This is a genomic window from Pseudomonas sp. 13B_3.2_Bac1, from assembly GCF_025466205.1.
GTDB lineage: Bacteria > Pseudomonadota > Gammaproteobacteria > Pseudomonadales > Pseudomonadaceae > Aquipseudomonas > Aquipseudomonas fluorescens_H.
In genome coordinates, this window is record NZ_JANLOG010000017.1 from 1 (window position 1) to 11168 (window position 11168).

Annotated in this window: 9 protein-coding genes; 4 read left to right on the forward strand and 5 right to left on the reverse strand. The window is 61.5% G+C overall.

The features are described from left to right. Positions 1-16: 16 nt before the first annotated feature. Entirely contained in the window at positions 17-502 is a 486-nt protein-coding gene (locus tag NTD85_RS02945; RefSeq protein WP_003227548.1) for a YajQ family cyclic di-GMP-binding protein, read from the reverse strand. Positions 503-642: 140 nt separating this feature from the next. Here NTD85_RS02945 and NTD85_RS02950 point away from each other — a divergent pair, with 140 nt between their 5' ends. From NTD85_RS02950 to NTD85_RS02960, 3 genes are read left to right on the forward strand one after another with little or no spacing between them, the layout of a single operon-like run. After that, positions 643-1560, forward strand: a complete 918-nt coding sequence (locus tag NTD85_RS02950) for a putative 2-dehydropantoate 2-reductase (RefSeq protein ID WP_262141395.1) — start codon at positions 643-645, stop codon at positions 1558-1560. Between the two features lie 45 nt (positions 1561-1605). Continuing rightward, positions 1606-3642 (forward strand): sensor histidine kinase, encoded by a 2037-nt coding sequence (locus tag NTD85_RS02955; protein WP_262141396.1) that lies wholly within the window; start codon positions 1606-1608, stop codon positions 3640-3642. A gap of 3 nt (positions 3643-3645) precedes the next feature. After that, positions 3646-4230, forward strand: coding sequence for a cob(I)yrinic acid a,c-diamide adenosyltransferase (locus tag NTD85_RS02960; RefSeq protein ID WP_103520145.1), 585 nt, complete (start codon positions 3646-3648; stop codon positions 4228-4230). A 113-nt stretch (positions 4231-4343) separates the two neighbouring features. Here the strand turns inward: NTD85_RS02960 and NTD85_RS02965 are convergent, their stop codons facing one another. The 4 genes from NTD85_RS02965 to secA form a co-directional block, all read right to left on the reverse strand. Next, positions 4344-5291, reverse strand: coding sequence for a Nudix family hydrolase (locus NTD85_RS02965; protein ID WP_003227557.1), 948 nt, complete (start codon positions 5289-5291; stop codon positions 4344-4346). Next, positions 5288-5920: a glutathione S-transferase family protein gene (locus NTD85_RS02970; protein ID WP_226499526.1), complete on the reverse strand. Its 633-nt coding sequence runs from the start codon at positions 5918-5920 to the stop codon at positions 5288-5290. Before NTD85_RS02970 ends, NTD85_RS02965 begins: the two co-directional genes overlap by 4 nt. Before the next feature lie 287 nt (positions 5921-6207). Then, a complete protein-coding gene (gene argJ, locus NTD85_RS02975) occupies positions 6208-7425 on the reverse strand; it encodes a bifunctional glutamate N-acetyltransferase/amino-acid acetyltransferase ArgJ (RefSeq protein WP_262141397.1) in 1218 nt (405 codons plus the stop codon). A gap of 134 nt (positions 7426-7559) precedes the next feature. Next, entirely contained in the window at positions 7560-10295 is a 2736-nt protein-coding gene (secA, locus tag NTD85_RS02980; RefSeq protein WP_003227563.1) for a preprotein translocase subunit SecA, read from the reverse strand. 307 nt (positions 10296-10602) lie between these two features. Between secA and NTD85_RS02985 the strand changes: the two genes are divergently transcribed. Beyond that, positions 10603-11058 (forward strand): DUF721 domain-containing protein, encoded by a 456-nt coding sequence (locus NTD85_RS02985; RefSeq protein WP_201136739.1) that lies wholly within the window; start codon positions 10603-10605, stop codon positions 11056-11058. Positions 11059-11168: the final 110 nt, after the last annotated feature.

Consider the following 11168-nt stretch of genomic DNA (forward strand, 5'->3'; position numbering starts at 1 on the left):
AGCCATCTGACCGGACTTAGTCGCGGAAGTTGTTGAACTGCAATGGCATGCCGAATTCCTTGGCGCGCAGGGCCGCAATGGCTTCCTGCAGGTCATCGCGCTTCTTGCCGGTCACACGCACCTGCTCGCCCTGAATGGCGGCCTGTACCTTGAGCTTGGCGTCCTTGATGTGAGCGACGATCTTCTTCGCCAGCTCCTTGTCGATGCCTTCCTTGAGGATCGCGTCCTGCTTCATCAGCTTGCCCGAGGCGTAAGCGTCTTTTACTTCAAGGCACTGCACATCGATCTTGCGCTTGGTCAGGGCCAGCTTCAGGATCTCGATCATCGCTTCCAGCTGGAACCCGGCTTCAGCGGTCAGGTTGACGGTCAGGTCCTTTTCCTTGAACTCGAAGCTGCCTTTGCCTTTCAGGTCATAGCGACGATCGAGTTCCTTCACGGCGTTCTCGACCGCGTTGGTCAGCTCGTGTTTGTCCAGTTCGGATACCACGTCGAACGACGGCATGTAGTCTCTCCAATAAAAAGGCGCGCTCGATCAGGATGGAGCGCGCTTGGCTTGCGGTTAAAATCCGGCTCATTATAACGGGTCTTTTCCCACCGATACGGCGAGCCTTGCATGCCAGTACCTTACCGAGTGAAAAACTGATGTCCACCCCCTGGCACGTTCTCGGCGCCGGCAGCCTCGGCACCCTGTGGGCCACGCGTCTGGCCCGGGCCGGGCTGCCGGTGCGGCTGATCGTGCGGGATGCCGAGCGCTTGCGCAGCTATCAGGCGGCCGGTGGTCTGACGCTGGTCGAACACGGCGCAGCCACGACCTATGCCGTCCCCGCGCAAACGGCGGACGACCCGGAGCCGATCCGCCGCCTGCTGGTCGCCTGTAAGGCCTATGACGCCGAAAGCGCGGTCGCCCGCCTCGCCCCGCGCCTCAGCGCAGATGCCGAGCTGATCCTGTTGCAGAACGGCCTCGGCAGTCAGGACGCCGTCGCAGCGCAGGTACCGCAGGCACGCTGCATCAGCGCCTCCAGCACCGAAGGCGCGTTCCGCGACGGCGACTGGCGCGTGGTGTTTGCCGGCCACGGTTTCACTTGGCTGGGCGATGCCAGCCATCCGGTAGCGCCAATCTGGCTGGACGATCTTGAGGCGGCGAAAATCCCCCATGAGTGGAGCACAGACATCCTCACCCGGCTGTGGCGCAAACTGGCGCTCAATTGCGCGATCAATCCGCTGACCGTGCTCCATGATTGCCGTAACGGCGGGCTGGAGCAGCATCAATGCGAAGTCGCCACGCTGTGCAACGAGCTGGCCGAGTTGCTCGAGCACTGCGGTCAACCGGCCGCGGCGGTCAATCTGCAACAGGAAGTCGAGCGGGTGATCCACGCCACCGCAGCCAATTACTCGTCGATGTATCAGGACGTGGCGAACCAGCGCCGCACCGAAATCAGTTACCTGCTGGGCCACGCCTGCAAAGTCGCCGCCCGTCACCAGTTGAACCTGCCACACCTCAATCAATTGCAGCAGCGTCTGGTCAGCCATCTGCACAGCCTTGGATTGCCCAGCGACTGAGCAGCGGCTACGCTGCCCACTTGTTCCTTTGCCGTGATAAACCTGATGCCATTGCGCCAGCGCCTTGAAAACCTGCCGGTCGGCCAGAAACTGCTGGCCGCCCTGCTGGTGTTGCTGACCACCGTCCTGCTGGTCGCCAACCTGACCTTTATCAGCGCCGCCTATTACATCTCCCAGGAAAGCATGGCGCCACAGGCCCTGCAGACCATAGGCCGACTGGTGTCCAACCCGAGCCTGGTGGCGCAAGCCCTCGAGTCGCCACAAAGCGCCGAACGCCTGCTCAAGGAACTCGACAGTTATTCGCCGCTGCGCGCAGCGGCTTTGTACGACGGCAAGGGTGACCGGATCGCCCAGGTGCAGCGTGGCGAAAAACTCAATCTGCCGGAGCGCTTTCGACACATCGAAGCCTGGCAACTCACCGAGTTTCGCAGCAACCAATTGATCACCCTGCCGCGCCCCGGCACCGCGCCTGGGCATCTGCTGCTGGTCGCCAGCAGTGAACTGCCGATGGCGTTCTACACCGGTACCCTGACAGCCAGTCTCGGCATCCTGATTTTCAGTGTGCTGCTGTGGCTGGTGATTGCGCGGCAGATCAAACGCCTGATCACCCGCCCTATCCATGAGCTGGAAGAACTGTCGCGGCAGGTCACTCGCGAAGAGAACTACGCCCTGCGCGCCTCGCGCGGTAACCACGACGAGATCGGCAGCCTCGCGGAAGCGTTCAACACCATGCTCTCGCGCATCGAAGCCCGCGAGCAACAACTCAAGCGCGCCCGCGATGACTCGCAAGCTGCCTACGATCAGGCTCAGGGTCTGGCCGAGGAAACCCGCCACACCAACCGCAAGCTGGAGCTGGAAGTCCAGGTGCGCAGCAAGATCGAGAAGAAGCTCACCGGTTTCCAGAACTACCTCAACAGCATCATCGACTCCATGCCCTCGGCGCTGATCGCTCTCGACGAACAGCTCTACGTGACCCAGTGGAACCAGGAGGCCAGCGCCCTCTCCGGGACGCGCCTGGATGAGGCGCTGAACCAGCCGATCTTCCTCGCCTTCGAACCGCTCAAGCCGTTTCTGCCACAACTCAAGCAAACGGTCGAAGAACACACCGTGGCGAAGATCGAGCGGGTGACCTGGTTCAAGGATGACGAACCCAAGCACTACGCCCTGACCTTTTACCCGCTGATGGGCGGTGCCGGGCGCGGTGTGGTGATCCGTATCGACGACATCACCCAGCGCCTGTCGCTGGAAGAAATGATGGTGCAGTCGGAAAAAATGCTCTCGGTCGGCGGCCTCGCCGCCGGCATGGCCCATGAGATCAACAACCCGCTGGGCGCGATCCTGCACAACGTGCAGAACATTCGCCGGCGGCTGTCGGCGGATCTGCCGAAGAACCTCGAAACCGCCGAACAGCTCGGCATCGAACTGGACACGGTCAACCGTTACCTGCAAAGCCGCGAAGTACCGAAATTGCTCGACGGCATCCAGCAGGCCGGCGCCCGCGCGGCAAAAATCGTCACCCACATGCTCAGCTTCAGCCGGCGCAGCACCCGGCAAATGGCCCCGTGCGATCTGCCCGCGCTGATCGATCAGGCTGTAGAAATTGCTGGCAACGACTTCGATCTGGCGATCGGTTTCGACTTCAAGGGCCAGGCGATCATCCGCCAGTTCGACCCGGCGCTCGGCCCGGTGCCGGGCACCGCCAACGAACTGGAACAAGTGTTGCTCAATCTGCTGAAAAACGCCGCGCAAGCCATTCACCAGCGTGAAGACGACAGCGAGCCGGGGCGGATCATTTTGCGCACCAAACTGAACCCGCCATGGGCCGAGATTCAGGTCGAGGACAACGGCATCGGCATGAGCGAGAGCGTGCGCAAGCGCACCTTCGAGCCGTTTTTCACCACCAAGGAAATCGGCCAGGGCACCGGGCTTGGGCTGTCGGTGTCGTACTTCATCATCACCAACAACCACAAAGGTCAGATGGAAGTGCAATCGGCGCCCGGTCAGGGCACCTGCTTCACCCTGCGCCTGCCGCTGGCACAACCGGCGGCCATCGCCGCCGAAACCAATCAACTACAGAGGTAACCCATGGGCTTTCGCTTGTCGAAGATCTACACCCGCACTGGCGATACCGGCGAAACCGGCCTAGGCGATGGCCGCCGCGTGCCCAAGGATCACCCGCGCATCGAAGCGATTGGCGAGGTCGATACGCTCAACAGTCAGGTCGGCGTGCTGCTCGCCGGGCTGATCGCCGAGCGCGAGGCGTTTCCGGGATTGAATGAGCTGATCGACGTGCTCGCGCCTTGCCAGCACCGCTTGTTCGACTTGGGGGGTGAGCTGGCAATGCCGCAGTATCAGGCGTTGAACGCGGCGGAAATCGAGCGCCTGGAAGCGGCAATTGATGTGTGGAATGAGGAATTGGGGCCGCTGGAGAATTTCATTCTGCCCGGCGGTTCGCTGCTGATTGCCCAGGCCCATGTGTGCCGCAGTCTGGCGCGCAGTGCCGAGCGGCGTTGTCAGCATTTGAACGCGATCGAGCCGTTGGCCGGGGTTGGTCTGGCGTATATCAATCGGTTGTCGGATCTGTTGTTTGTGGCAGCGCGGTTGATTGCGCGGCGGCAGGGGGTGGCGGAGATTTTGTGGCAACCGGCGGTGAAGCCTTTAGAAATCTAGCGCCTGAACGGACGCCTTCGCGAGCAAGCCCGCTCCCACAGTTGACCGCGTTACTTCAGTTGGAACGCGGTCAACTGTAGGAGTGAGCCTGCTCGCGATGAGGCCGGTAGCCGTTATACAGAATCAGGCCAGAACGCCCGAATCCCCGCCACACCCTGAGCCCCAACCCCCCAAGCCTTCTCGCGCTCCGCCGGGCCTACTCCACCAAGCAAGAACACCGGCTTGCCAAAGCCCTCGATCAACGTCGAAGCCTGCTCCCAGCCCAACGGCTGCGCATCCGGGTGGGTCAAGGTCGGCTGAACCGGCGACAGCGTGACGAAATCCACGCCCATCTGCTCGGCCAGCGCCAGCTCTTCCGCGTTATGGCAGGACGCCGCCAACCAGCGCTCTGCCGGTAACGGCCGGCCCGCTGCGGCGTATTTGCGCAATTGCGCGGCGGTGATGTGCCAACCGGCAGACGGGAAATCGCCGAGCCATTCGAACGGCCCCTTGATCATCAACTGCGCCTTGCCGGCGCAGAGGCCGACGGCATCCACCGCCAGATCGCGGTATTTGGGGTCATAGCCGTTCGGCGCGCGCAACTGGATCAGCTTGATCCCGCCGGCAATCGCCTTCTGGATCCCGCGCAGCAAGGCCGGGGCTTCCAGATCTTCCGGGGTGATCAGGTATTCAGCGGGAAGGCGCGCTGCGGCAACGATCGGCTGATTGGCCGCCGGAAACTCATAGTTCAGCAGATCCTTGGCGGTTACCCAGGCCAGTGGCTGGCCCTCGGCACCGTGTGGCTCACCGGTAAACCGGGAGACCTCCCAGACATCCAGCAACACCTGTTTGTCCGGGTAATCGTGGCGAACCTTGATCAGTGGACGAGCCGCGCCGACAACAATGCCCAGCTCTTCCTGCAGCTCGCGGGCCAAGGCGCTTTCGACGGATTCGTCAGCCTCGACCTTGCCGCCGGGAAATTCCCACAGGCCACCCTGATGCTGGGTGTCGGCACGGCGGGCGATGAGGATTTTGCCGCTGTCGTCACGAATGACGGCAGCCGCGACGTGTACGCGTTTCACGGATTCAACTCCTCCAGTCCAGCCTTCTGCCACGCCTTGAAGGCGGGCCATTGGTAGACGGTTTCAACATAGGCTTGATCAACCGCCGGCAACTGCACCTGGTAGGTACGCAGACGCACGGCAATCGGTGCGAAGAACGCGTCAGCCAGACTCACTCGGCCAAACAGATACGGCCCAGGCTCAGTGGCCGCCGCGCGGCATTCGGCCCACAGCGCGAGCATGCGCTCGATATCGACCTTCACTTCCGGCGGCACCGGATCAAGCGGGGCGTCGTGGTTCAGGTTGAACGGCATATGATTGCGCATGGCGAAAAAGCCGCTGTGCATCTGCGCGCAGGCGGACCGCGCCTGGGCACGGGCATAAACATCGCTCGGCCAGAGCTGCTCGGACGGAAACTGCTCGGCCAGGTATTCGGCGATCGCCAGAGAATCGGCAATGGTGCCGCGAGAGGTTTGCAGCAGCGGCACCTTGGCCGTCGGCGAATGCTTGAGCAGCCGCTCGCGGGTGTCGGGCTTGCCGAGCTTGATCAGTTCTTCGGTGTAGGGAGCGCCGGTCAGTTCCAGCGCCAGGGCGGCGCGCAGGGACCAGGAGGACAGCAGTTTGTCGCCGATGATCAGGTGCAGGGACATGGTGTGGCGCCTTTTCGTCAGTGGAAAGCTTCAAGACTTGTAGTGACTGGACCGACGCGTTCGCGGGCAAGCCCGCTCCCACAGTGATTTCGGTCGTTCACAAAGGTTGTGTACACCTGAAAACCCTGTGGGAGCGGGCTTGCTCGCGAAGAGGCCGGAACATTCAACATTGATATTGCCAGACACAACGCCATCGCGAGCAGGCTCACTCCTACAGGGGATCCGAGTCGTTCACTAATCTACTGCAGGAACGAGCCTGCTCGCGAAAGAAGCGACCCGGTCTTGGATCAGGTACGGTACTCGGCGTTGATCTTCACGTACTCATGCGACAGGTCGGTGGTCCAGATGGTTTCGCTGCAATCGCCTCGACCCAGCTCGATACGGATGGTGATCTCTTCCTGCTGCATCACCGCCGAGCCTTGCGCCTCAGTGTAGGTCGCTGCGCGCGCGCCACGGCTGGCAATACACACATCGCCGAGGAACACGTCGATCTTGCTCACGTCGAGGTTCGGCACACCGGCACGGCCGACAGCGGCGAGAATACGGCCCCAGTTCGGGTCGGAGGCGAACAGCGCGGTCTTGATCAGCGGCGAGTGGGCCACGGTGTAACCGACGTCGAGGCATTCCTGATGATTGCCGCCGCCGTTGACTTCAACGGTGACGAACTTGGTCGCGCCTTCGCCGTCACGCACGATGGCCTGGGCCACGTCCATGCACACTTCGAACACTGCCTGTTTCAGCTTGTTGAACAGCTCGCCTTCGGCGCGGGTGATTTCCGGCAACGCAGCCTTGCCGGTGGCGATCAGCATGCAGCAGTCGTTGGTCGAAGTATCGCCGTCGATGGTGATGCGGTTGAACGACTTGTTCGCACCGTCGAGCATCAGGCTGTGCAGCACATCGCGGGAGACTTTGGCGTCGGTAGCGATGTAGCCGAGCATGGTCGCCATGTTCGGGCGGATCATGCCTGCACCTTTGCTGATGCCGGTGACGGTGATGGTCACGCCGTCATGCTGGAACTGGCGGCTGGCACCCTTGGGCAGGGTGTCGGTGGTCATGATGCCGGTGGCGGCCGCTGCCCAGTTGTTTTCCGACAGGTCATCCAGTGCGGCCTGCAGTGCGCCTTCGATCTTCTCGACCGGCAGTGGCTCGCCGATCACGCCGGTGGAGTACGGCAGGATCTGGCTGGCATCGACACCGGTCAGCTCGGCGAGTTTGGCGGTAGTGCGCTCGGCAGCCGCCAGGCCCGGCTCACCGGTACCGGCGTTGGCGTTACCGGTGTTGGTCAGCAAGTAACGCACGTCGTTCTGCACACGTTTTTTCGCCAGGATCACCGGCGCGGCGCAAAAGGCGTTCAACGTGAACACACCGGCCACGGTCGAACCTTCGGCGCAGCGCATCACTACCACATCCTTGCGCCCAGGGCGCTTGATGCCGGCCGAGGCAATACCGAGTTCAAAACCGGCAACCGGGTGCAACGTTGGCAAAGGACCAAGACCAACAGCCATGAATGCGCTCCTTACTCAATGATGTCAGCACCGCTTCCTGCTGTTTTCGACAAGAAGGCGGCGGATTAAATGGCAAAACGCCGCGACGGCAGGAGCCGGTCGCGGCGCGGGTATTTCAGCGATTGAAACGGGGTTTACTGGATCTGCCCGTGGCAATGCTTGAATTTCTTGCCCGAACCGCAGTAGCACAGTTCGTTGCGGCCCAGCTTCTGCTCGTTGCGAACCGGAGCGGTGGCGAGGGCCACATCGACCTCTTCACCCAACACTTCCGGTTGATCCAGACCAGGGGCCTCGGCGTGTTCGAACTGCATGCGGGCGGCCAGTGCTTCGGCTTCCTGACGCAGGCGTTGCTCTTCGGCTTCCGGATCTTCGCGGCGGACCTGAACGTGCGACAGCACACGGATCGAGTCGCGCTTGATCGAATCCAGCAGCTCGGAGAACAGCGTGAACGACTCGCGCTTGTATTCCTGCTTCGGGTTCTTCTGGGCGTAGCCACGCAGGTGGATGCCGTGACGCAGGTGATCCATGGTCGACAGGTGGTCTTTCCACAGGTCGTCGAGGACGCGCAGGACGATCTGCTTCTCGAACGAGCGCAGTGCTTCGGCACCGGCCTGATCTTCTTTCTCGTTGTACGCGGCAATCAGCTCGGCCATCAGCTTCTCGCGCAGGGTTTCTTCGTACAGGTGATCGTCTTCGTCGAGCCACTGCTGGATCGGCAGTTTCACCCCGAAATCGCTGGCAATCGTCGCTTCCAGACCGGCCACGTCCCACTGCTCTGGCAGCGATTGCGGCGGAATGTGTGCGCTGACGGTGGCGTTGAGCACGTCCTGACGGAAATCGGCGATGGTTTCACCGATGTTGTCGGCGGCCAGCAACGTGTTACGCATGTGATAAATCACTTTACGCTGTTCGTTGTTGACGTCGTCGAACTCGAGCAGTTGCTTGCGAATGTCGAAGTTGCGACCTTCAACCTTGCGCTGCGCCTTCTCGATCGCGTTGGTCACCATGCGGTGCTCGATCGCTTCGCCCGGCTGCATGCCCAGGGCTTTCATGAAGTTCTTCACCCGGTCAGAGGCGAAGATGCGCATCAGGCTGTCTTCCAGCGACAGGTAGAAGCGGCTGGAACCGGCGTCGCCCTGACGACCGGCACGGCCACGCAGCTGGTTGTCGATACGACGGGATTCATGACGCTCGGAGGCGATGACCTGCAGACCGCCGGATTCCAGCACTTGCTGGTGACGCTTCTGCCAGTCGGCCTTGATCTGGGCGATCTGCTCGGGGCTCGGATTTTCCAGCGCCGCGACTTCCACTTCCCAGTTACCGCCCAGCAGGATGTCGGTACCACGACCGGCCATGTTGGTGGCGATGGTCAGGGCGCCCGGACGACCGGCTTGCGCGATGATCTCGGCTTCTTTTTCGTGGAACTTGGCGTTCAGTACCTTGTGCTCGATGCCTTCCTTGTTGAGCAGGTTGGACACGTGCTCGGAAGTTTCGATGGTCGCGGTACCCACCAGGATCGGACGGCCCTGGGCCATGCCTTCCTTGATGTCGTTGATGATCGCCGCGTATTTCTCTTCGGCGGTCAGGAACACCAGGTCGTTGTAGTCTTTACGCGCCAACGGCTTGTTCGGCGGAATGACCATGACCTGCAGGCCATAGATCTGGTGGAATTCGAACGCTTCGGTGTCGGCGGTACCGGTCATGCCGGACAGCTTGGTGTACAGACGGAAGTAGTTCTGGAACGTGGTCGAGGCCAGGGTCTGGCTCTCGGCCTGAATGTTCAGACCTTCCTTGGCTTCGATGGCCTGGTGCAGGCCTTCGGACAGACGACGACCCGGCATGGTACGACCGGTGTGTTCGTCGACCAGTACGACTTGGCCGTCCTGCACGATGTATTCGACGTTGCGATGGAACAGCTTGTGCGCACGCAGACCCGAGTAGACGTGGGTCAGCAGACCCAGGTTATGCGCTGAGTACAGGCTCTCGCCTTCGGCCAGCAGGCCGACGCCGGTGAGCATTTCTTCGATGAACTGGTGACCGGCTTCGTTGAGTTCGACCTGACGGGTCTTCTCGTCGATGGTGTAGTGACCGGCCTTGGTGACCTGGCCTTCGACTTCTTCCACATGCAGTTCCAGCTGCGGGATCAGTTTGTTGATCTCCATGTACAGCTTGGAACTGTCCTCGGCCTGACCGGAAATGATCAGCGGGGTACGGGCTTCGTCGATGAGGATGGAGTCGACTTCGTCGATCACGGCAAAATTGAGTTCGCGCTGGAATTTCTCTTCCATGCTGAACGCCATGTTGTCGCGCAGGTAGTCGAACCCGAATTCGTTGTTGGTACCGTAGGTGATGTCGGCAGCGTAGGCGGCGCGCTTTTCTTCCGGCGGCTGGAACGGCGTCACGACGCCGACGGTCAGGCCGAGGAATTCGTAGAGCGGACGCATCCAGTTGGCGTCACGGCGGGCCAGGTAGTCGTTCACGGTCACAACGTGCACGCCCTTGCCGGACAGCGCGTTGAGGTAAACGCCCAGGGTTGCCACTAGGGTTTTACCCTCACCGGTACGCATTTCGGCAATCATGCCTTCATGCAAGGTCATGCCGCCGATCAACTGGACGTCGAAGTGGCGCATGCCCATGACGCGCTTGCCCGCTTCACGGGCGACCGCGAAGGCTTCAGGCAACAGCTTGTCGAGGGATTCCCCTTTGGCGATACGGGCCTTGAACTCATTGGTCTTGGCGCGCAATTGATCGTCCGAAAGGGCCACCATTTGCTCTTCGAAGGCATTGACGAGCTGCACCGTCTTGAGCATGCGTTTGACTTCACGCTCGTTCTTGCTTCCAAAAAGTTTCTTTAACAAAGGCGCAAACATATCGGCAGGATCTTCCACACTAAAGGGATGGAGGGCGGCCCCGTGAGTCGCCCGTGCAGCCCTCATGGCCGCATGCGAACGAGCATTCTACCCGGAAACGGTGGTGAGGAAAGTGGCGATATTCCACGATGCTGGCACTGCGCTTTGACGGGGCTCACTTAAAATAAGGGCGTTTTGCTCAACTTCAACCCATCAAGGGACGAAGTTAGTCGTTGATTTAATGGGTAAAGCAGGGACAAAAGCAATGGGCGAGTGGTTCGGTTGCTTTCTGCTACCATGGCGCTTCTGTTACTTCAGGTGTTCGAACATGGCATTTCGCCCCCTTACAGCCAGGGCACCCGCCGCTCTGCTTCGCGAAGCCAAACCCCTCAAGGCTCTGCTCGGCCACGCCCAACGCCTGGGGCATCTGCAGCGCCTGCTCGAAAGCCAGCTGCAACCTGCCGCCCGCGAACATTGCCACGTGGCCAAGTGGCGCGAAGGCCAATTGACGCTGGTGGTGACTGACGGGCATTGGGCAACGCGCCTGCGCTACCAGCAAAAACGCCTGCAACGCCAACTGCAACTGTTCGAAGAATTCGCCAACCTGACGCGCATCCAGTTCCGCGTGCAACCGCCGCTGGTCCAGCGCCGGGCAAGCGGACACTCGATGGATCTGTCGACGGATGCCGCGCAGACCATTCAGTCAACGGCGGACGGGATCAGCGATCCCGCTCTGCGTGCGGCACTTGAGCGCCTGGCGGCACACGCCAAAGACAAATCCTGATCTCAATCCAGAAAACTGCCACTTATCCAATGTGGAAGCGGGGGGGGGGGGGGGGGGGGGGGGGGGGGGGGCGGGGCGGGGGGGGGGGGGGGCCGCGGGGGGGGGGGGGG